Genomic DNA, 21,465 nt, shown 5'->3' with positions numbered 1-21,465 from the left:
ACTGGATCAGGGCTTGGGTGCAGGCGGCGCGTCCGGGCGCCCGTCTCCGGAGGCCGCTTCGGCGCGCCCGTCTCCCTTGGTCTCCTTGGGAGAATTCGTCGATGGCTTGAGCTTGGCCACGCGCACTCGGTCGATACGCGCGCCTTCCTTCGCCGCCACGGTGAACTGCCAGCCGCCGTAGGTGAAGCGCTCGCCCACGTCCGGCAGGTGGCCCGCCAAGGACGACAGGAAGCCGCCCAGCGTGTCGAAGTCTCCCTCGGGCAGCTCGAAGCCGAAGCTCTGCGTGAACTGCTCCACCTCCATGGAGGCGTCCACCAGGAAGGTGCCGTCGGCCTGCTTCTCCACCTGCTTCTCCACCTCCTCGAACTCGTCGCCGATGTCGCCGACGATCTCCCGGAGGATGTCCTCCAGCGTCACCACCCCCATGAAGCCGCCGTACTCGTCCACCACCATCGCCATGTGGATGCGCTTCTTCTGCATCTCCCGCAGCAAGTCGCCAATCGGCTTCATCCACGGCACGAAGTTCGCCGGGCGAATCACATCCTGCAAGACGATCAGCTCCGGGTGCTGGAGCAGCGGAATCAGATCTCTCGCGTGCAGCACCCCGACGATGTGGTCCACGTCATCCCGGTACACGGGGATGCGCGAGTGGTTCTCTTCCGCCAGCAGCCGCAGCACCTCGGTGGGCGGCGTGGAGATGTCCACCGTGATGACGTCCGTGCGCGGCACCATCACGTCCCGGCAGCGCTTGTCGGACAGCTCGAAGATGGAGCGAATGAGCTGCGGCGCGCTCTTGTCCACCTCGTTGTTCGCCGCCTGCGCGGCCAGCAGCTTCTCCAGCTCCTCCAGGGGCGGAGGCGGAGGCTCGAAGCGCAGCGTGCGGCCGAACGTCTTTGCTACCAGATTGAGCACGCTCAACAGCACGCGCATCGGCCGGTAGAGGAGGAACACCAGCCCGGACACCAGCCACGACAGCCGCAGCGCCCAGCGATCCGGCCCCGCATTGGCCAGGCCGCGCATCGTTACTTCCATCAGGCTGGCCAGCACGCCCACGAAGAGCGCCCCCGCCGTCACCGTGGCCACCCGCAGCCACCCATCCTCCCCTTCGACCAGTTCGGTGAAGTTCAGCAGCCGCAGCGGCGTGAGGGTGGCAATCGCCGCAGCCAGGAAGCCGGAGAGCACGCTCCCCAGGCGCAGCGCCGTGGCAGCGGCCTCGCGCTCGGTCTTGTGGCGCAGCACCCGCTTCCCCGAGGCGCCGTTCGACTCCGCCAGCTCCTGGGCGCGCAGGTCAGAGGTGCCATAGAGCGCGGACTCGGCGGCAGCCACGAGCGCACGAAGGAAGCAGAGGGCCAAGCAGGTGGCCCACAGGGCCCAGGTAGGCATGGAGCCCCCTTCTTAACCTGTGCTAAGGGGTCACACCACTTTGGCGGAGGCCCGATGGCCGCACCTGTGTCCTTCTGGGCGGGGCGGGGAGCCGTCCTGCTCGCCACCCTCCTGCTTCTTCCCGCCAGCGCCCTCGCGTGGCCGGTGGACCTCGTCTTCTCCCTGGAGACCGGGACTGAACGGTTTCATAAGCTCTCCGCCGTCGAGTGGATCGAGGTGGAAGACCCCTCGGTCGCCACCGTGGAGGTGCTCCCGGGCAGCAATGAGCTGCTCGTCACCGGCCTGCGCCCCGGCCGCACCCTCCTGCTGCTCTATGCCGAGGGCAAGTTCGGCGTCTGGCGCCTGGCCGTGACCGCGAAGGGCGTCCGAGCAGCGCTTGAGACTGCGCCCGAGCAGCTGGCCGCCGCGAAGAAGGCCTGTCCCGGACTCCAGGTGAACGAGGGCACCGAGCGCTCGCTGGTTGCCACCGTGAAGGACTCGGCCTGCCGGAAGGCGCTCCTGGCCCTCTTCCAGACGGATGCCTGGCTGGGACGAGAGCTGGACCTCACCTTCGAGCTCCCCGTGCTCCAGGAGCAGCTCTCCCTCCTCAATACCGGCTTGAAGGAGCTGGGGCTGGAGGCCCGCTACAGCGGCGCGGGGCTCGTGCTCCAGGGGAAGGCCTCGCCTCAGAACCATCGGCGTGCGCTCTGGGAGCTGTTCCGCCAGTCCGTGGGCCGCGTCCCCTTGGAAGACCGCGTGCAGCTCGACGTGCCCGAGGTTGCGCCCGATGCGGGCACCGGGCCCGTGGACGCGGGCGTGGGCTTGACTCCCGAGACTCCCGAGAAGCCTGGGAAGCGCAAGCGCGGAGCTCCCACGAAGTGACCGGGGCGCTCGTTCTGCTCCTGCTGGCGCTCCTCCTCGGGGGGATGCTGTCCATCGTCGTCTACACGCTTCGGACCGGCATCTCCCCCATGCCCACCCTGGGTGCAGTCCGCCGGCAGCTGCTGCCTCTGGTGAAGCCCGAACAGGAGGGCACCATCCTCGAGCTCGGCGCGGGGTGGGGGACGCTGGCCTTCGCGCTCGCGGACCGCTGCCCTCGCGCGAAGGTGGTCGCCTACGAGCTGTCCCCGCTGCCCTGGGCCTTTTGCTGGTTGCGGCAGCGCCTCTCTCCACGCCCCAACCTCGAGCTGCGGCGGCAGGACTTCTTCCGCGCCTCGTTCTCGGGCGCGTCGCTCGTCGTCTGCTACCTCTTTCCTGGTGCCATGGCGCAGCTCGCGCCCAAGCTGCTCGCGGAGCTGGCGCCTCGCACCCCCATCCTCAGCCACACCTTCGCGCTCCGAGGATGGACTCCCGTGCGCACCCTTCAGGTGGAGGACCTGTACCGCACCCGCATCTACCTCTATGAGGCCGGCTCCCCCTGAGCGGGGCTGACGGTCCACGGACCGCGGCGGGTGGGCTCCTCCAGCGCCCGAGCCAGCGCCGTGAGGAAGCGGCGGCGAGGCCAGTGCTCCGCGCCGAACCGGGCCAGGTGCTCGGTCTCCACCTGGCAGTCCACGAAGTGGAAACCCCACTCGTGGAAGCGCTCCACCGCCGTGACGAAGGCCACCTTCGAGGCATCCGGCCCTCGCGCGAACATGCTCTCGCCAAAGAAGGCCGCGCCCAGCGACACCCCGTAGAGGCCTCCCATCAGCTTGCCGTCCTGCCAGGACTCAATCGAGTGCGCGAAGCCCAGCCGGTGCAGCGTGGTGTACGCGTCGCGCATGTCGTCCGTGATCCACGTGCCGTTCTGCCCCGGCCGAGGCGCCTCCGAGCACGCGGCAATGACGTCCGCGAACGCCGTGTCGTAGCGCACCTCATAGGTGCCCGCCTTGAGCGTCTTGCGCAGGCTGCGGCCCACGTGGAGCTTGGCCGGCTCCAGCACGAAGCGCGGATCCGGCGAGTGCCACATCAGCGGCTGTCCCTCGGACGGCCAGGGGAAGATGCCGCGCGAGTACGCCGCCAGCAGGCGCTCCGGCCGCAGATCCCCTCCCACCGCGACCACACCGCTGCGGTGGGCCTTCTCGGGCGGAGGAAAGGCCTCCGGATCATCGGGATCGAGCAGGTAGATCGGCACGGCGACAGCCTACCGGGAGCCGGGCCCTACTTGGAGACGTTGAGCTTCACGTTCCCGTCGAGCGAGTAGGGCACCTTCAACAGAGGGCCCGCCAGCTCGCCCTGCAGCGTGTAGGGCAGCACGCCCTTGGAGATGAGCGCCTTCACGTCCGGGCCCCACGTCTCGGACGTCACCGAGGCCTCCAGCGGGTACACGCCCGTGGCGGATGCATCCACCGTGTCCGCCTTCGCCAGCGTACCCTCGCCGAGCTGCTTGCCCCCCACCCGCAGCGTGTAGTTCACCTGGTCCAGCCGCAGCGGGAAGGGGTTGGGGTTCTTCACGCCTACACGGAAGGTCATGTTCACCTCCGTGTTCGAGTAGCGCGCCGCGTCCAGGCTCTCGATGCTCACCTGTGGCAGCCGCGGCACGCGCACCGCCCGCGAGGCGGCGAACGGCAGCGTCTGCACGTCCTGCCCCGAGCGCACCGTGAGTGTTCCGCGCAAGGCCAACAGCATGGTCCCACCCTTGTCGCTCAGCGCCTTCAGGTCCTCCGGGCCGCGCACGTACGGAGCGCGCTCCTGGAAGGAGAAAGCGGTGGGCTGGTTCGCCGTCAGCGGCACGTTCAGCGCGGCCGAGCCCGTCTTCACCACCTGCCCCTCGGAGACGAGCTCATAATCCGCTTTCTCCAGGACCCCGGGCACGGGGCTCACCACCTGGCCGGCGTAGCTCACCGTGGCCTCCGTGAGGTTCTGCGACGGCACGGTGGCTTCCTGGAGCGCCAGGGTTGGCGGGCTGGAGGGCTTGGAAGGCGCCGAGGCACACCCGAGCCACAGGGCGGCCAGCGCGGAGACGAAGGTCTGGGAAAGGGCAGTGGGCTTCACAGGACAACATTGTGGGCACCTCACCGGCTGCTCCCAAGGGGTTTTCCGCTAGAGTGTCCACCACTCGTGGCCCCACGCCGCCCCAACTTCAACAAGGCGCTCCGCGCCCTCATCCGCGACATCGCCGCCCAGATGCCGGAGTTCGGCCACGTGAAGGCCAGCCGCGTCCTCGTCGTCGCTGGCGAAGCCCGCCGCACCTCCCGAGGCACCGTGAAGCCCTTGTGCTTCCGCGGGGGCAAGAGCATCGACCGCACCGGCCGCCGCAAGCCCATCGTCCGCATCCGCGGCCGGCGGATGCTCTACTGCATCACCCTGCGCCCCCTCTTCTTCCGGGGCTCCACTGCCCGCGCCCGTATCGAGACGGTCATCCACGAGCTGTTCCACTGCTCGCGCCGCTTCGACGGCACGCTGCACTCGGGGCGGCGGCATGACGTGCTCGGCCGCGACTTCGCCCGGCGCCTGCGCCCCATCGTGCGGCGCTACCTCAAGGTGTGTCCCCGCGAGCTGAAGGCCGCCTTCGCCTACCGCGGCGAGGTGCGCGTGCTGCAGTGGCTGGAGCGTCCCGGCCACGCGTACATCCCTGGCGCCTCTCGCGTGCGCGTGCGCAAGGTCTACACCGAGGACCAGCTCTTCTACGGCATCGCCCGCATGGTGACGCCCAAGCCCCGTGCGCCCCGCGAGGCGGGCCCTCGCCCCCCGAAGATCCACTGAACACACAAGCGGCTGGGTGATCATCGCCCCAGTCATGCGAATCCCTCTTGAAAAGTGAGACCGTTCGCCGCACGCGCCGCCGTATTTCTCCACCAGCCTCAAGACTTTACGCTGGAGGTGAAGGCTCCAGGCCGCGCGTGGATTGGAGATCCAGCGTTGTGGCGATGGAGCGTTCGGCATGCTCCGATCCTTGGCAATCTGCTGGTGTCCGTGGGGTAGGAGAACGGTTTGTCATCGCTGAGCGCCCCCATCCGCTTTCTCATCTACCCCGCGATAGGAGAGATCCGGGAGCACGTCCGGGTGGAGTTCTTCGGCCGGCTGCTCTCGCAGCGCGCCGGGCGCCCCATCGTGGTGGAGCTGGCGCGCACCTACGAGATGGTGGAGCAGGAGCTGGCCGCAGGCCGCGTGGACATGGCCTGGGGCACCGCCGAGCAGTGCAATGCTTTCGAGCCCCAGTCCCACGCCGTGCTGCGCGCCGTGCGCTCCGGGCGCTGGCAGTACCACGCCGCCCTCATCTGCCGGTGGGACCGGCCCGTCACGTTGAAGACGCTGCAGGGCACTCGCGCCGCGTGGGTGGCTCCGCTGTCCACCGGCGGCTACCTGCTGGCCAAGCGCCACCTGGAGTCCCAGGGGCTGAATCCCGACACGCTCTTCGCCGAGCAGCGCTTCGTGGGCAGCTACCGCAACGCGCTGCTCGCCGTCCTCAAGGGCCAGGCCGAGGTCGCTTCCCTGTTCACCACGCACCCCGATGAAGTGACGGTGCGCGCGGGGCTGGCCCAGCGCGTGGGTGCCTCCGAGCACCGGCTCACGCCCTTCACTTTCACCGAGCCCACCCTCTCGGATGGGATCATCCTCACCCGCCGGCTGTCCAAGGCGGATGCCGACGCCATGGCCTCCGCCCTCACCTCGATGACCGCCGATGGCCGGGGCATGGCGCCGCTGCTCGGCCTGTTCGAGATCGACGGCTTCGCCCTGGCGCCCGAGGCCCAGGGCCAGCGGCTTCCCGCCTCGCCCATCCGGCGCGCCGAGTACCTCGCAGTGGAGCTGGATCACGAGGAGAAGAGCCTGAGCGTGTGCTCCTCTCCGGGGCTCGTCTTCGGCCAGGACGTGCGTGGCAAGGAGGGCCAGACGCTGACGGATGTGCTGCCCCCTGAAGCAGGGGCACCCCTGGAGGCGCTCGCCCGCGCCGCGCGGCACCACGGCATCGGCGGCCGCGCCGAGTACCGCCTCGAGGTGGACGGGCAGATGCGGCTCTACGCCGCCGAGGCCACCCCTCAGCCAGCGCCCCCCGGCCAGCCCTCGCCCGGCACTGCCCTGCTGGTGCGCGACATCACCGAGCAGCACTCCTTGGAGACGGAGCTCTATCGCCTGGCCTCCTTCCCACTCCTTCATCCCGAGCCGATGCTGGAGCTCGGGCAGGATGGAGCGCTGCACTACGCGAACCCGGCCGCGCACACCGCGTTCCCGGATCTGCTGGTGCTCGGCTCACGCCACCCGCTGGTGTCGGCCGCGCTCGCCGCGCTGAAGAAGGGCGAGGACTCCACGGGGCCCCTGGTGGTGGAGATCTCCCACCACCACTGGGAGCTGGCGATCTCCTCGCTGCAGGAGGCGGGCGTCATCCGCGTGTTTGCCAAGAACGTCACCACGCGCAAGCTGATGGAGACGCGCCTGCTCCACGCCGACCGCATGGCCGCCCTGGGCTCGCTCGCCGCGCGCGTGGGCCACGAGATGAACAACCCGCTCGCCTACCTGATGGCCAACCTCTCCTTCGCGCGCGAGGAGATCACCCGGCTCCGGCAGGCGCTGCGCGTCCAAAAGAACGACAAGCTGCTGGACGAGTTCGACGAGGTGCTCGAGGCGCTCGGCGAGTCCCGGGAGGGCGCGGAGCGGCTGCGCCTCATCGTTCATGATCTCCACCTGCTGGTGCGCGAGCCGCCCACGCACCGGGCCTGGGTGAACGTGCACCAGGTGCTGGAGGACGCCTTGCAGGCGCTGCGCAACGAACTGCGCCACCGCGCCCGGCTGGAGAAGGACTTCCAGCCCGTGCCGCTGGTGGAGGCGGACGAGGCCCGGCTGGGGCAGGTGTTCCTCAACCTGATGCTCAACGCCGTGCAGGCCATGTCCGATCGGGACGCGGCGCGCAACGTGCTGCGCGTGGCCACCCGCACCAGTCCGGCGGGAGAGGTGGTGGTGGAGATCCAGGACACCGGCGAGGGGATGAAGCCCGAGGTGATGGCGCGCCTCTTCGAGCCCTTCTTCACCACGCGCGCCAACAGCATGGGCATGGGGCTGTCCGTGAGCCACGCCATCGTCACCAGCCTGGGCGGCAACCTGCGCGTGGAGAGCCAGCCCGGCGTGGGGACCCACGTCACCGTCATCCTGCCCGTGCAGTAGCGAGCGCCCTGGAGGGCAGCCCCTCAGTGCGCGGTCGCGTGCGTGGGCTTGGGGGTCCAGCCAGGAGCCGGCCCCGGGCGCAGCTTGCCGAGGACTCCCGGCTCGCTGGGACGGGGGCGGTAGTTCTGCCGCAGGAAGATCCGGGCCCGGTCCTGCGGCGAGCCGTAGTGCAGATCGATACGGCGCGCCGCCTTCGCCCACTCCTTCATGGTCCGCACCGGCCGCAGCGTCTCCGCCAGGAACGGGTCCAGGTGCCGCGCCAGCGCGCGCTCCCACAGCACCTGCGGAGGCTCCTCCAAGAGGTTGCCGACGGTGCCCTCGTAGATGGGCATGCCGCGCACCGCCCCGTCCGGCTCTACGTGCATCAGGCTGCGCAAGGCCCGGCCGCTGGCGATGTGGTCCGGGTGCATCTGCAGGACGAGCCCGTCCAGGGTGGTGACCCGCACCGAAGAGGGGGCCAGCGTCTGCAGGTAGCGTGTGAAGCCCTGCGAGCCCAGCAGCCACAGCTGATCATCTGTCAGCAGCTCGTGGTCCGCGAAGCCCGGCCGATTGGCCAGCCCAGAAGGCACCGCCGCGCCCATCGTCAGGAACCGCATCTCTGGGAACCGGGGGGCAATCGCCGTGCAGAACTCCTCCAGCTGGTGGAAGTTGCTGCGCACCACCACGCAATCGATCCCGAAGTTCAGGCCCCGCTCACCGCGCTGCCGCTGCTCGCGCACCGCGTCATTCAGCAGCCCGAGCGCCTTCATGGCCCGCTGGAAAGCGCCCGGCTTGCTGCGCACCGTGTCGTGCACCTTCGCCGTCGTCCCATCCACGCTCACGTTCACCTGAGAGAAGACGCGCAGGATGTCCGGCACCATCCGCTCGTCCAACAGCCAACCGCTCGTATAGAGGATGACCGCGATGCCCGCCTGGGCGATTCGCTCGGCGACCGGGAAGAGCCCTTTGACGAGCAGCGGCTCGCCCCCGCTGAACTGCACCGTCCGCGGCTTGAGCGCGATGAGCGCATCCGCTACCCGGTACATCTCCTCCAGGCTCAGCTGACGCGAAGCCCGCCGACCGGACTCGGAGTAACAGTGGGTACACCGCAGCGGGCAGGCGTACGTCACATCCCAATTGATGGCCCAGGGTCGCTCGAGTGCACTCATCAAAAAGTTACTTTGAAGGAAAAACGTGATTATTACAAAAGATTTGAGGGCTGCTGGAAAGCTTGTTTTCCATGTATCGGCCTGTTTCCATGGATTCGCCTCCGGGGCCGCCGGATGTGGTGACGTGAACTCCCGAGGAGTGCAACCCTGCAGGCGGCGCTGCTCCTAGAAGTGTTAACATCGAGACAAAATGCCCGACCCGGTTTCCTCCGCGGAGCCCTCGGCTCAGGACGCCCCGAGAGCTCCGGCGTGTGTGCTGATTGTCGATGACGACACCGCGAGCCGCAGCACGGTGGCGGCCCTGTTATCGCCCCTGAGATACCGGCTGCGCTTCGCCGCGAGCGGCGAGGAGGCCCTGGCGTCCGTGGAGGAGGAGATCCCGGACCTGGTGCTGATGGACGTGATGATGCCGGGGCTGGATGGCTTCGAGGTCTGCCGCCGCATGCGCGCGCTGCTGCAGGAGGTCTCCATCCCCATCGTGCTCGTCACCGCGCTGGATGCGCGCAAGGACATCGTCCGAGGGCTGGAGGCGGGCGCGGACGACTTCCTTCCCAAGCCGGTGCACGGCGCCGAGCTGCGGGCGCGGGTCCGCAACCTGCTCAAGGTGCGTGCCTACTACCAGCTGCTCGCCACGCAGCGCGATAGCGCGCTCGCCACGGTGGACGTGCTGCGTCAGCAGGTGCTGCAGGCGGATCGGCTGGCCACGCTGGGCACCTTCGCCGCGGGCGTCAGCCACGAGCTGAACAACATCGCCCAGGTGCTGCGCAGCGCTCTCGAGTCCCCGTTCGCGCCTCGGGATGGCAGCGCGGAGGCGCGGGCGGATGTCCAATCCAACCGGGAGGCGCTCACGCACGTGTCGAACCACCTCACCGAGCTGGCTCGCACCATCCTGCGCATCGCGCGTCCCACGGGCGCGGAGCTCCAGGAAGCCGATCTGTGCCAGACGCTCCGGGAGGTGCGCGACATGCTGCGCCTCACGGGCCGCACCCGGCATGCGCAGGTGGTCCTCGTCCTGCCGCAGCAGCCGTGCCGCATCCGCGCAAACCCCGTGCACGCCCAGCAGGTGTTCCTCAACCTGATCAGCAACGCCGCCGACGCCGTGGTGGACGCGCCTTCTCCGTTCATCGAGGCCGGTGTCCAGGCCGGTCCCGAGGGACGGCTCGAGGCCTGGGTGCGGGACAACGGCCCCGGTATTCCCTCCGAGCTGCGCACCCGCATCTTCGAGCCCTTCTTCACGACCAAGCCCGTTGGCGCTGGGACTGGGCTGGGGCTGCCGGTCGTCAAACAGATCGTCGAGTCCTGGGGAGGGAAGATCCACGTCCAGGAGTCCATCGGACGCGGCACGCGGATGGTGATCGATCTGCCCGTGGCTCCGGCCTCCGCTTCGCCCCGGGCCTCCCCATGAGCGAGACGCCTTCTGACCTGAGCGAGCGTCAGCGCATCGAGCAGCTCCTCCACGAGACGCTCCAGCGGCTGGAGCTGGCCGTGGGGGCGGGGCATCTGGGCCTGTGGGATTGGAAGGTGCTCGAGAACACCGTCTACTTCTCATCCACCTGGAAGGCCCAGCTCGGCTACGCCGATCACGAGCTGTCCAACTCCTTCGACACGTGGCGGAACCTGCTGCACCCCGAGGAGCGCGAGAGTATCCCGTCCTCGGTGATGCGGCACGTGCAGGATCCTTCGTGCAGCGATCGCTTCGTGCACGAGTTCCGCATGCTCGCGAAGGATGGCACGTGGCGGTGGATCGCCGGCTATGGGCTGGTGGTGCGGGGCGAGAACGGCCAGGGCGTCCGCCTCACCGGCTACCACGTGGACATCACCGGGCAGAAGGCGCGCGAGGCGGAGCAGGAGCGGCTGCAGGAGGAGCTGCGCCGGACGAACGCGCATCTGGAGCGCCTGGCGAAGATGAAGGACGAGTTCTTCGCCAACATGAGCCACGAGCTGCGCACGCCGCTCAACGCGGTGCTGGGCCAGGCCGAGGCCTTGGAGGAGGGCATCTTCGGTCCCGTCACGCCCGAGCAGCGCTCCGCGCTGAAGACCATCGAGGAGAGCGGCAGGCACCTGCTGTCGCTCATCAACGACGTGCTCGACATCACCAAGAGCAGCGTGGGGCACCTGGAGCTGGAGTTCGGCCACGTGCCGGTGGAGGAGGTGTGCCAGGAGAGCCTGCGGCTGGTGCGGGAGCAAGCGCGCCGCCGGGGCATCACCGTCTGCTATGCGAGCGACGGCGCGGTGCCGAGCGTCTGGGCGGACCGGCGGCGGCTGAGGCAGGTGCTCATCAACCTGCTCAGCAACGCGAAGAAGTTCACGCCCCAGGGAGGACAGGTGGGGTTGTTGGTGCAGGCGGGCCCAGACGGTACGGTGGCCTTCACGGTCTGGGACACGGGGCGGGGCATCCCGGAGGAGGACCGGGCGCGCATCTTCGAGCCCTTCGTTCAGCTCGACTCAGGGCTGGACCGGTGCCAGGAGGGTTCGGGGCTGGGACTGGCGCTGGTGCGCCGCCTGGTGGCGCTGCACCAGGGCCGGGTGGAACTGGAGAGCGAGGTAGGGAAGGGCAGCCGCTTCACGGTTGTGCTGCCGCGGCAGCACGGCTCCCTGGCGCCGCGCTGACGGAGGCGCCTGGGTCCGGAGAGGACGGGCTGGAGGGTTTGTCGGTGTCCCCGGTAGCGCTCAAGGCCTTGCGCACAGCGCTCACCCGGGAGATCCACGACGGGTGAATGGGCGAGGGCTCCGCCAAGAGCGAGGGTTGGTGCTGCCCCTGGCGGAGGAGCTCCTCGGTGAGTGCGGGCAGGGCACGCCATGGCGTCTGCGGCTTCAGGTGGTGCGCCAGGTGGTAGCCCGCGTTGAAGAAGTAGCGGTTGTAGAAAGGCGAGGCGGACGTCACCGCCAATGCCTTGCGGTCCGTGGAGTCCGAGCCCACGTGCGCCGCGAGGTTCAGGTAGTGGATGCACGTCTGGCCTACGAGGAGCATGGCGAACAGGGAGGCTCCGAGCGACGGCTGCCACGCGAGCAGCGCCAGCAGCGTCCCATCCACCACCGCGAAGTCCAGCATCAGCTCCAGCTTCTGGCCGCGCGTCTTGCAGGCCTTCCACACGTCGCCCACCACCGTCCACGGCCAGAACCACGGCGTGAGCGCCCAGCGTACGCAGTAGTGCAGCGCGCCCTCGCCCGGCCGGGGACGGCCCCAGTCCCCCGGGCCGTCGTTGTATTTATGGTGGTTGAAGTGGTGGCTGTAATAGCCGCGGTACGCAAAGCCACACGCGAGCCCCAGCGTGCGGGACACCAGCCACTTGAGCAGCCGTGGCTTCGCGATGGGCACGTGCATGTGATTGTGCAGCACCGCGTAGTTCCAGAACATCACCGCCCACCCCAACCCCATGGCTCCCAGGCGGACCCCCGCGGACCAGGAGGCCCAGTTCGTCAGCACTGCCGCGAACCACGCGCCCCAGAGCGCGTGCACCGCGAGGTTTGGGACATCCAGCCGGGGGCCGTGAGTTTCGGGCGTGGGCATAATTTTCCTGCTTAGTCCGGTATTCCCGGATCCCAGTGTAGCCGAAGCGCCCGTGGGGTTCCCCGGAGGAATCACGCGCGCTGACGCTTTTTCACGACGCACCGGGTCGGACTTTTTTGTCCTGACGTCCTGGGCTCACGTGTCGAGCCGCCCGGGGCGCCAACGCCCACCGTCCCCCCCTCGCACGGTGTGCCTCGAAGGCGCGGCGTGCAAGCCTCCCTCGGGAACAAATCGCTGCCCACGTGGCGTGAAATGGGGAGGAGGATAGAAGGGCCCTGTTTGTGCGAGGAGCCGTGGTGGAGCCTGTCGTCCTCATGTTGGTGTTGTTGTCCGCGTTCTTTCACGCGCTGTGGAACGCGCTGCTCAAGCGGCACGAGGATCCCGAGGCGGGCGTGGTAGGCGTCATCACCGTGGACGTGGTGCTGGGTGCGCTGTGGGCGCTGGGGCTGCGCGGCGAGGCGTTCCCCACGCGGGCGGGGTGGCTGTGGGGGCTGAGCGCGGGCGTGTGTGAAGGCCTGTACCTGTTCTCGCTCGCGCGTTCGCTGAGCAACGCTCCTCTTGGACTCGCGTACACGGTGGCGCGCGGCGGAGCGCTGCTGCTGGTGTGGCCGGTGTCCGTGCTGTGGCTGGGCGAGGCCCTCACGTCACTCACCGTGGCGGGCGCGCTCGTGCTGTCGGCGGGGCTGGGGGTGACGGGGCTGGTGCGGCCCTCGGGCCCGTCCTCGCGCGGTGTGGTGTGGGCGGCCGCGAGCGCGGTGTGCATTGCCGGCTACCACGTGTCCTATAAGCAGGCGCTCGGCACGGGGGCTCAGCCTCCAGCGCTGTTCGCGCTCGGGCTGGGGGTGGCACTGCCCATGTTGCTGTTCATGCATTCCAGCCGCGAGAAGCGGGCCGCGGTGCTCCGGCAGGTGCGGCTCAGTCCGTGGCTGATGCTGGCGACGGGGACGGTGAGCACGCTGTCCTTCGCGCTGCTGCTCACGGCGCTCGCCGGTGGAGGCGCGGGGGCGGTGCTGACGCTGCGCAACACGTCCATCGCGTTTGCCCTGGGGCTCGCGATGCTCCAGGGCGAGCGCCCTGGGCGGCGTCAGCTCTCCGGGGCGGTGCTGGTGATGGCGGGGGCGGTGCTGCTGGGCTGGCCCGCGTAACTCAGGGCTTCGGCGAGGCCGCCACGTTTCCGCCCAGCCGCTTGAGGGCGGCCTTCGCGTCCTCGTGGTTGGACTGGAGCTCCACGGTCTTGGCGTACTCCGCCTTCGCCTCGTCCGTGCGCTTGGCGGCCTCGAGCAACTGCCCGAGCGCGTTGTGCGGCTCGGCGAAGTTCGGATCCACCTGGGCCGCGGCGCGGAAGGACTGCTCGGCCTCCTTCGCCTTGCCGAGCCGGTACAGCGCCTGGCCCGTGTAGAGCAGTGCCATGGGGTGGCGCGGCTCGATGGCCAGCACGTTCCCCAGCTCTCGCACCGCCTTGTCCGTGTCGCCGCCGCGCAGGTAGAGCTGACCCAGCTCCGCCCGGGCGTCGAGCTGTGCCGGGTCGCGCTTCACGGCCTGCTCCAGAAGCTCCAGTGCCTTGTCCGGGCGCCCGAGGCGCGAGTGCATGATACCCAGCCGCGCCAGCGCGCCCGAGTCCGCGGTGTCGCCGTCTTTCGCCTTGAGCAGCTCCTCCACCTCCACGTAGCGGCCCATGGCGAGGTACAGGTCCGCCAGCTCCAGCTTCGCGGTGCGATGGCCGGGCTCTTCCTTGAGGATGGACTCCAGGAGCGGCTGGGCCTTGGCGCCCACGCGCTTGCGCGCATACGCATTCGCCAGCGCCAGGCGCAGCTCCGTCGTCGGCGAGAGCGACACGCCCTCCTCGTACTGGGCGATGGCGCCGTCCAGGTCTCCCTTGGCCTTGAGCGCATCGCCGTAGGCCTCGCGAGCGCTGGCGTCCTTGGGGAAGTCATCCACCACCTTCTTTAGCGTGGCCACCGCGTCGTCCACCTTGCCCTGCGCGAGGTACGCGCGGGCCAGGCCCTGGTAGGCCTCGGTGGTCTTCTTGCCGTCCTCGGCGCTGGCCTCGATGGCCTTCTTGAAGGCCTCCACCGCGCGGTCCTTCTTGCCCTGCTGCAGATAGAGGTGGCCCAGCTGCGTGTACGGGCCGCTGGAGCGCCGCGGCTCCAGCGTGAGCGCCTTCTCGAAGGACTTCGTTGCCAGCACCTGCTCGCCGAGCCAGAAGTACGCCAGGCCCAGGTTGAAGTGCGCCTCCGCGTACTTGGGGTCCGCGGCGATGGCCTTCTTGAAAGCCTCGGTGGCCTTCTGGTGCTGGCCGAGCCCGTCGTACACCACACCCATGTTGTTGTGCGCCAGGGCGTGCTTCGGGTTGATCTTCAGCGCGTCCTGGTACTTGGACATGGCCTCGGGGAGGTTGTTCTCCCGCATCAGCAGCACGCCCAGGTTGTAGTGAGCCTCGGCGTCATTCGGCGCGAGCTGGATGGCTTCCTTCATCGTCTCCTTGGCCTCGCCCAGCAGGCCCTTGTCGGCCTGGGCCTTGGCCATGTTCACCCGAGCCACCGTGAGCTTCGGATCCAGCTTGAGCGCATCCTCGTAGGCAGCGAGGGCGTCCTCGGTGCGGCCCGCGCGCTGGAGCGCCTCGCCCAGGTTGAACTGCAGCTCCGCGTCCTTCGGAGACAGCTCGGCGGCCACCGAGTACTGGCTGATGGCCACGTCATTCTCCTCCAGCACCCGGGCCAGCAGGCCGCGCTCGGCCCGCAGCGTGGACTCCTCCGGATACATGGCGATGGAGCCGTCCAGCAGCGTGCGTGCCTCCTCCGTGTCGCCGGACAGGCGCAGCGCCCGAGCCAGCGCCACGCGGGCGGCGATGACTTCGGGGGCCTTCTCCAGCAGCTTCTTCAGCGGTGGAGCGGCCTTCTTCGGCTGGCCCTGGTTGAGGAACGCCACGCCCAGCTTGTAGAGCGCGTCCACATCCGGTGGCAGCGCCTGGGCCTCGGTGGCCGGAGCCTCCGGGGCAGAGGTGGCCGGCGCCGGAGTCTGCGCCGTGAAGAGCTGGAGGACGAGGACGCCGGCTCGAATCATCACAGGTTCTCCACGTAAGGACTGGTTCGCGCGTCAAAGGTCTTCTTGGCCAGCGCCGCTTTCTTCGCCTCCCACGCCTCGCGCGCCGCCTTCTCGTCCGCGGTGTTGGCGCCGAGCCCCGCCCGCTCCTCCTTCACCTCGGCCTCGCACTCGCTCACCTGGGACTCGAACTCCTTGGGGTCCAGCCCCTCGCTGCCTGCCACCTTGGCCTTGCGGGCGGCCGTCACTCGGGACAGCTCGAAGCGGGCGACGGCGCACTGCTTGGCCAGCTCCTCCACCTCCAGCTTGGCCACGTTCAGGCGCTGACGGGAGCGCAGGTACTCCACGCGGGCTTCGGCCTCCTCGATGGTGAGCTGGGCCACCTCTTTGGACACGGTGTCCTCGGCGCGATCCAGCTCGGACTCGGCGGCCTGGGCGCGCGAGCGGGCGCGGCGGATGTTGTCGCGGGCGCGGACAATCTCGCTGCTGGCCTCGTCCACCTTGTCGTAGGCGAGCGCGAGAGCATTCTCGGCCTCGAGCAGCTCGATGCGGGTCTCGTACGGGAGATTCTTCTCCATCTCGTCTGGCAGGCGCATGCCATAGCGCGAGCCACACGCGGCGAGCAGCGGCAGGGTGAGCAGGACGATGCGCTTCATGAACATGGCGTTTTCGGGTCCACGTTGGGAACGGTGGCCTGGAAGTGGCCGAACACGGTGCGGCCGGAGTAGACGTCGGTGCCGTTGACGAAGGTGACGTGGAAGTCGCCCTTGATCTTGGCGCAAGGGGTGAAGCCTTCGAGGGCCTTGTCGACGGTGAGCCCGCCCCGGAGCATGCGAGGGAAGTCGCGCGAGGGCTCGTCGGGCATGCTGCGGCTGAGCGCGCCGCGCTGGGCGGAGTCCGGCTCGGTGCCCATCAGCTCGGCCAGGTCGATCTTCACGCCCGGCGTGAGCTGCAGGTCGTCGAGCCGCGCGGCCACCTTGAAGACGATGCCCTCAGGGGGCGGGCTGTCCTCGGGGAGGGGCTCTGCGCCTGGGGCAGGCTCCAGCTGATCGATGAAGCTGATGGAGACTTCGTCGGAGGTGGCGGCCGCCCGGGCGATGTCGTAGCGCAGGTCCAGCAGCGGGGTGACGCTGCCCTCCAGGTGCGGACCCTGGCCGCACCCGGTGAGCAGGCCCCCCAGGAGCAGGGCCGGCAGTATGCGCGGGCTCACTTGCACGCCTTCCACCCCGTGTCCACGTCGGTGCCGCCGAGCGAGTTCACATCCTTGAGCACGGACAGCTCGCGCCGGGCGCCCTCGACATCGCCGAAGCGGCAGCGCAGGGCGGCGACGTTGAGGCGGGCCTTGCTGTACGTGGGGTCCGCCTCGAGCGCCTTGGCGTACGCGGCGTGAGCGCCCATCGCATCGCCCTGGTTGAGCAGTGCCCAGCCCAGCGCGTTGTGCGAGACGGCGCGCGTGTCCTGCAGCTCGGTGACGCGGCCGAAGGTGAGCTGGGCCAGGCCGTACTGCTTGTTCTCCAGGTACGCCATGCCCAGGGCCTCGAGCGCCTCGGCGGTGAGCGTGGCCTCGGCTTTCTTGCGGACCTCCTCGAGGGCCTGGCTGCGCGTGGGCGTGCCGGGGGTGGGCACGGGCAGCGCGGCCGTGTCGCTCCGGCTGCGGCAGCCCACCACGGCGGCGCTGAACACGTCGAGCTGCTCGGCGCGAGCGAGGCAGACCTTGAAGGCCTCGTCCGCGCGCTGGCGCAGCGGAGCCACTTGCTCCTTCACCGCCTGCTGGAAGGCCTTCACCTCGGCGGCCGAGGCTCCAGCGGGGGCGGGCGTGGCGTCCACCACGCTGGCGAGGTGCTCATACGACAGGGCCAGCTTCCACAGCGAGGCCACGGCCCACTCCGGGTAGCCGAGCGAGGCGGCCTGCGTGTAGATGCCCTCCATGCTCTGCAGGGCGGATACCTTCTCCTCGACCTTGTCGGCGGGCAGGGCCTTGTAGCTGCGGTAGAGAATCTCTCCGAGGAACCAAAGGCCCTTGGCGGCTTCTTCCGTCTGCCCATCCGGCCCCTGCACCGCGGTGGTGAGGGTGGCGATGAGCTTCTCGGGCGAGTCGTTCGGAGCGGTGGTGGCCTGCACCTCGGCGATGACGGCGGCGGCACCGGTGCTCGTCTTGTTCAGCGCCAGGGCGCTCTCGGCGGCGCGGCGGGCGGCGGCGTAGTCCTTCTGTTTCAGGCGGGCCTCGGCCAGCAGCACCAGCACTTCGCCCTTGCGGGCCCCCGCCACCTCGGCGGCCGTCTCCAGGCTGCGAGAGGCCTCCTTGTAGTCACCCATGGCCAGGCGCAGGCGCGCGGCGGACAGGTAGCCATCCAGGCCCACCGCGTCCGCGCCGAGCTTCTGGCCTACCTTCTCGAACCAGTCGGCGGCCTCGGTGAAGGAGCCGGCCTCGGCGGAGTAGCGGCCCAGCGTCAGCAGCACGTCCGAGAGGTACTGGCTCTTGGGGTAGTCGGCGGACAGCTTGTTGGCCAGCTCGCGCGCGCGGATCAGGTCGCGCTTCTCACGCGCGGCGGTGAAGGCGCCATAGAGGGCCTTCTCGCCGATCTCCGAGTTCTTGTTCTCGTCAGCCACCTTGAGCAGGCCCTGGATGACGTCGCCTGTCTCCTCGGCGCTCTTGAGGGCCAGCTCGTCCAGCGCCTCGGCCTTGCTCTGCGCCAGAATCTTCCGGACGTCGTCCTGGAACTTGGCGGGCAGCGGCGTGCCGAGGAACTTCTTGCCCGTCTCCTCCATGCCCTTGAAGTCGTTGAGCTGGCGGAGGCTGTCGAGCGCGAGGTTACCGGCGACGCTGGCGTCCTTGTGCTGCGGGTGGGCCAGGGCGAAGGCGGTGAAGAGCTCGGCGGCCTTCGGGTACTCGCCGTCCTCGTAGTAGGCGCGGGCGATGTTGAACTTCACCTCGAGCAGGTTGGGGCTCTGGGGGAAGCGGGTGACGTAGTTGGCGCCGAGCACTTTGAGGGCCTGGCGCGCATCCGCCACCTCGAAGGTGGTGCGCCTGGCCGCCTCCTCCGGCTTCACGGTGGAGAAATGGCTCAGCAGGGCGCCGTACATGGCCGCGTCGATGGCCTTCTCGTCGCGCTGCTTGGCCTTCTCCTCGTAGCGGGCCAGCTCCTCGAACTGGCGCGCGGCGTCCGGGAAGGCGCTCGCCTCGAAGAGCGCGTCCGCACGGTTCTTCATGATGGGCCGCACGTACTGCTCGGGGCGGAAGAGGCTGAGGTACTCCTTGTAGGCGGACGCAGCCGTCACATACATGGGCCTGTCGTCCTTCTTCTGCGCGGCCACGTGCAGCTGCGTAGCCAGGTCGCGTGCCATCTCCTCCAGCTCCGCGAGCTGCTTCTTGCGGTCCGCCTCGGGCAGCTCGGGGTCCGTCTTGGCCTGCACGCCGGCGCGCACCAGGAAGCGCAGGTCCGCCGGCTCTGGCATCACCTTGCCCTTGGAGGCCTTGATCGCGTCATAGAGCTTCTGGCCGCGCTCCAGGTCCAGCTCGGGGTCGAACTGGATCTCCATCAGCTTGCGCAGCGCGGGGATGGCCCACTCGTACTGCGCCTTGATGAAGTAGCGGTTGCCCAGCTTGTCCAGCGCCAGCGCGAAGGTGGCCCGGCTGTCGGACAGCTTCTCGAAGTAGTTGATGGCGCCCTTGGCCGGCTTGGCCTCGGTGTAGCTGTAGACGAGGTCCAACAAGGCCTCGCGCTTCACGTTGAGCGCCTTCTTGGCGTCCACGCCCGGCAGGGGCTCGCTGGCGGCGGCGGCCTCGAAGAAGACCACGGCCTCGGCGTGCTTGGCCTGGTTCACGCGGATCCAGCCCATCTTGTAGCGGGCCAGGTCATGCACCGGCGAGGGCGGCTGCGCGAGGATGGCGGTGTAGTGCTTCTCCGCCTCCGCCAGGTCCGCCTTGTCGAAGTGATAGTCGCCGATGATCTGCTCGGCCTCCAGGCGCAGCGGGCTGCTGGGGTACTTGCGCGTCAGGTCGCCCAGCGTCTTGAGCATCTCGTCGAAGGTGCCCAGCTCGCGCTGCTCGTGCGCCAGGTAGAACATCACCTTGTCGCCGTCGTGGAAGTCCGGGTACTCGCGCTGCAGGCGCAGGTAGAGCTGCACGGCCTTGTTCTTCATCAGCCGCGTCTCGGGCGAGACGATGGCGCCCGAGGCCCCCTCGGGGCGCTGCTCGGCCTGCAGGTAGTACACGTAGCGGCTCTTCTCCACGTAGAGCTCGGCCAGGCGGAACTGCAGGTCCGGCAGGTACGGCGCGTTGCGGCTCTTGGAGATGAGCTTGTCCGTCTCGCCGATGGCGCGGTCCACCTTGAAGATGTCGCGCTTGAGCTTGGCGATGAGCTCCTCGCGCTCTTTCGCTTTGGAGACGATGGGGTTGAAGTTCCGGTCCTGGCGCTGGGCCCCGGCGGAACTCGCGGCGAGCAGCGCCGCGGCGATGATCCCGGTCCACTTCCCGGTCATGGGGTTTCCTCGATGCAACGGCTCTCGATGCTGACGCGGTAGGACTTCAGCTCGTCGTTCCAGTACTCGCCCTCGAACCGGAAGGCGACCTGGTCAGGCCCGAGCAGCTCCTCCTCCCGTGGGGCGACTTTCTTCGAACCCTTCTTCACGCGCTCATAGAGCTTGAGGCCCACCTCGTACTCCATGAGGCGGACCTGCTCGGCGGCACGCAGCAGCGTGTCGGCCTCCTGGCGCACGGCCTCGGCCAGGCGGGCCTGGTGGACGCGCTCGGACTCGCCCAGGGACAGGGCGTAGACCTTGGTGAGGTGCGACTGGAGCCGGTCGCCGAAGCTGCCGGCCCAGCGCCCGAGCCGCTCGGACTCCAGCTCGAGCAGCCCCTTGAAGCGCGAGGCGCGCTGGGTGGACCCGTGGGCCTCGGCGGCGCGGCGCAGGCGCAGGTCCTGCGTCAGGTCATCGCGCTCGGCGATGGCATCCAGCGAGTCGGCGAAGCGGCGCGTCAGCTCCTTGGCGGCGCGCTTGGCGGGCAGGTAGTGGCACAAGTCCCGATAAATGAGGGCGCGCAGCAGGTACTTGTCCGGGAGGAACTCGTCCCGGAAGGAGGGTGCGTCCAGGGTGGTGAGGATGCCCAGGGCGGCGCGCAGCTCGCCCAGCTTGTACCGGGTCCACGCCTCCTCCAGGTAGAGCGTGGCGCGGCCCGGATCCAGCTCGGGCAGCAGCACCTGGTTGTAGGCCACGAGCGCGCCCTGGAAGTCCTTGCGCTCGTAGCGCAGGCGGGCCACCGCGAGCGCCGCCTCGTTGCGCGCCTCGCGCGTGAGCTTCTCGTCGGTGGAGAGGGTGAGGAAGTCGTTGATCAGCTCCTCCGAGGGCTCTTTCACCGTCTTGAGGCGGGTGACGAGCTGGGCGAACTTCGCGCGGCTGGCCTCGGCGCTGCCCTCCTCGAGCTTGGCGAAGTGGTTGTTGGCCCAGCGCTCGTTGCCCACGCGCAGATCCACCAGACCCTGCTGGTAGTGGGCATAGGCCCCGGCCTCTTCTTCCAGGAAGCCGAGATCCAAGGCGGCGAACACCTGCTCGTCGATCATGACCTCGTTGTACGGCCTGTCCGTCAGGTCCTTGAGCGCCTCCAGGGCGCGGGGCAGTACCTGGGGGTTGGTGCGCTCACGGGCGATGCGGGCCAGGTACACGGCGCCCGCATGGGTGAGCCCCAGATCGATCAGGCTGCGGGCCAGGAAGTATTGCCCCCAGGCGTAGTTGTCGTCCGTCTTCGGCGTGGCGGCGAGCCAGGCGTAGAGCATGCTCGCGGCGCGTGCGCTGTGCTTGTTGCCGCACGGCTGGGCGTTGCCAGACTTCAGCTCCTCTGCGGACTTGGAGGCGGCCTTGACGGCTTTGGCGACGGCCTTTCCGATGGTGGCGCCTGCAGCGTCCGCGGAGGCGCTTCCGGTGGCCGGAGCGGTGATGATCACCTTGCTGACGACGACCGTCTGGCGGCCCTGGGCCTCCGCGGTGTCGTCACAGTGGCCCTGGAAGTACTCCGCCAAGGCCTCGTCGAAAGTCTTCGGGTCCACCTTCTCGGGCGGGGGAGGAGGCTCCTCGGCCTTGGGCGCGGCGGCCTGGCCCTCGGCGGGCGCGGCGGCGTCGGTCTTGGCCGGAGCCGGGGTGGCGGGAGGCGTTCCGGGAGCCGCCGCAGGGGCCGGAGCTGGCGCGCCAGGGGTGGCAGCAGCGGGCTGAGCGGGAGCGGGCTGCGCGCTGGCGGCGGGAGCCTTGGAAGGCGCACCTCGCGAGGCCAGAGGCAGGAGGAGGAGCGCGGCGCTGGAGAGCGCGGCGAGTCGTGAGGGAAGCATCCGC

Annotated in this window: 17 protein-coding genes; 7 read left to right on the top strand and 10 right to left on the bottom strand. The window is 69.2% G+C overall.

The features are described 5' to 3' along the window. Window positions 1–6 precede the first annotated feature (6 nt). A complete protein-coding gene (locus DB31_RS27905) occupies window positions 7–1,383 on the bottom strand; it encodes a hemolysin family protein (protein WP_044193066.1) in 1,377 nt (458 codons plus the stop codon). Window positions 1,384–1,437: 54 nt separating this feature from the next. Between DB31_RS27905 and DB31_RS27900 the strand changes: the two genes are divergently transcribed. Further along, entirely contained in the window at window positions 1,438–2,244 is an 807-nt protein-coding gene (locus tag DB31_RS27900; RefSeq protein WP_044193065.1) for a pilus assembly protein N-terminal domain-containing protein, read from the top strand. Next, entirely contained in the window at window positions 2,241–2,783 is a 543-nt protein-coding gene (locus DB31_RS27895; protein WP_240486925.1) for a class I SAM-dependent methyltransferase, read from the top strand. Before DB31_RS27900 ends, DB31_RS27895 begins: the two co-directional genes overlap by 4 nt. Here the strand turns inward: DB31_RS27895 and aat are convergent. Continuing rightward, window positions 2,762–3,475, bottom strand: coding sequence for a leucyl/phenylalanyl-tRNA--protein transferase (gene aat, locus DB31_RS27890; protein ID WP_044193064.1), 714 nt, complete (start codon window positions 3,473–3,475; stop codon window positions 2,762–2,764). The genes DB31_RS27895 and aat overlap by 22 nt on opposite strands. 26 nt (window positions 3,476–3,501) lie before the next feature. Continuing rightward, on the bottom strand, window positions 3,502–4,335 hold the full coding sequence (locus DB31_RS27885; RefSeq protein ID WP_205628575.1) for an LEA/WHy family protein: 834 nt from the start codon (window positions 4,333–4,335) through the stop codon (window positions 3,502–3,504). 66 nt (window positions 4,336–4,401) lie between these two features. On the opposite strand from DB31_RS27885, the gene DB31_RS27880 reads away from it, so the two are divergent. Both DB31_RS27880 and DB31_RS27875 read left to right on the top strand, forming a co-directional pair. Next, a complete protein-coding gene (locus DB31_RS27880; protein WP_044193062.1) occupies window positions 4,402–5,046 on the top strand; it encodes a putative metallopeptidase in 645 nt (214 codons plus the stop codon). Between the two features lie 228 nt (window positions 5,047–5,274). Next, window positions 5,275–7,440: a PhnD/SsuA/transferrin family substrate-binding protein gene (locus tag DB31_RS27875; RefSeq protein WP_044193061.1), complete on the top strand. Its 2,166-nt coding sequence runs from the start codon at window positions 5,275–5,277 to the stop codon at window positions 7,438–7,440. A 23-nt stretch (window positions 7,441–7,463) separates the two neighbouring features. Here DB31_RS27875 and DB31_RS27870 read toward each other — a convergent pair whose 3' ends face one another. Then, the gene (locus tag DB31_RS27870) at window positions 7,464–8,588 is read right to left on the bottom strand and encodes a radical SAM protein (RefSeq protein ID WP_083968760.1); all 1,125 of its coding nucleotides are present in this window, start codon (window positions 8,586–8,588) and stop codon (window positions 7,464–7,466) included. A 190-nt stretch (window positions 8,589–8,778) separates the two neighbouring features. Here DB31_RS27870 and DB31_RS27865 point away from each other — a divergent pair, with 190 nt between their 5' ends. After that, on the top strand, window positions 8,779–9,993 hold the full coding sequence (locus DB31_RS27865; RefSeq protein WP_075306240.1) for a sensor histidine kinase: 1,215 nt from the start codon (window positions 8,779–8,781) through the stop codon (window positions 9,991–9,993). Further along, a complete protein-coding gene (locus DB31_RS45240) occupies window positions 9,990–11,198 on the top strand; it encodes a sensor histidine kinase (RefSeq protein ID WP_052420307.1) in 1,209 nt (402 codons plus the stop codon). The genes DB31_RS27865 and DB31_RS45240 overlap by 4 nt, the downstream gene beginning before the upstream one ends. Here the strand turns inward: DB31_RS45240 and DB31_RS27855 are convergent. Next, on the bottom strand, window positions 11,152–12,099 hold the full coding sequence (locus tag DB31_RS27855) for a fatty acid desaturase family protein (RefSeq protein ID WP_052420306.1): 948 nt from the start codon (window positions 12,097–12,099) through the stop codon (window positions 11,152–11,154). The genes DB31_RS45240 and DB31_RS27855 overlap by 47 nt on opposite strands. A 296-nt stretch (window positions 12,100–12,395) precedes the next feature. On the opposite strand from DB31_RS27855, the gene DB31_RS27850 reads away from it, so the two are divergent. Continuing rightward, complete coding sequence (locus DB31_RS27850) at window positions 12,396–13,244, top strand: EamA family transporter (protein ID WP_240486924.1); 849 nt, start codon at window positions 12,396–12,398, stop codon at window positions 13,242–13,244. Between the two features lies 1 nt (window position 13,245). Here the strand turns inward: DB31_RS27850 and DB31_RS27845 are convergent, their stop codons facing one another. The 5 genes from DB31_RS27845 to DB31_RS27825 are packed head-to-tail and all read right to left on the bottom strand — an operon-like array spanning window position 13,246 to window position 21,461. Next, a complete protein-coding gene (locus DB31_RS27845) occupies window positions 13,246–15,162 on the bottom strand; it encodes a tetratricopeptide repeat protein (protein WP_044193060.1) in 1,917 nt (638 codons plus the stop codon). Next, the gene (locus DB31_RS27840) at window positions 15,162–15,797 is read right to left on the bottom strand and encodes a hypothetical protein (protein WP_044193320.1); all 636 of its coding nucleotides are present in this window, start codon (window positions 15,795–15,797) and stop codon (window positions 15,162–15,164) included. Before DB31_RS27840 ends, DB31_RS27845 begins: the two co-directional genes overlap by 1 nt. Continuing rightward, window positions 15,794–16,351: a hypothetical protein gene (locus tag DB31_RS27835; RefSeq protein WP_052420305.1), complete on the bottom strand. Its 558-nt coding sequence runs from the start codon at window positions 16,349–16,351 to the stop codon at window positions 15,794–15,796. The genes DB31_RS27840 and DB31_RS27835 overlap by 4 nt, the downstream gene beginning before the upstream one ends. Next, on the bottom strand, window positions 16,348–19,623 hold the full coding sequence (gene bamD, locus DB31_RS27830) for an outer membrane protein assembly factor BamD (RefSeq protein ID WP_044193058.1): 3,276 nt from the start codon (window positions 19,621–19,623) through the stop codon (window positions 16,348–16,350). The genes DB31_RS27835 and bamD overlap by 4 nt, the downstream gene beginning before the upstream one ends. Continuing rightward, window positions 19,620–21,461: a hypothetical protein gene (locus DB31_RS27825; protein WP_044193056.1), complete on the bottom strand. Its 1,842-nt coding sequence runs from the start codon at window positions 21,459–21,461 to the stop codon at window positions 19,620–19,622. Before DB31_RS27825 ends, bamD begins: the two co-directional genes overlap by 4 nt. Between the last annotated feature and the right edge of the window lie 4 nt (window positions 21,462–21,465).

Source organism: Hyalangium minutum (assembly GCF_000737315.1).
Classification (GTDB): Bacteria; Myxococcota; Myxococcia; order Myxococcales; family Myxococcaceae; genus Hyalangium; species Hyalangium minutum.
Note: the sequence above shows the minus strand (reverse complement) of the source record. Positions and strands in the feature narration are given on the sequence as shown.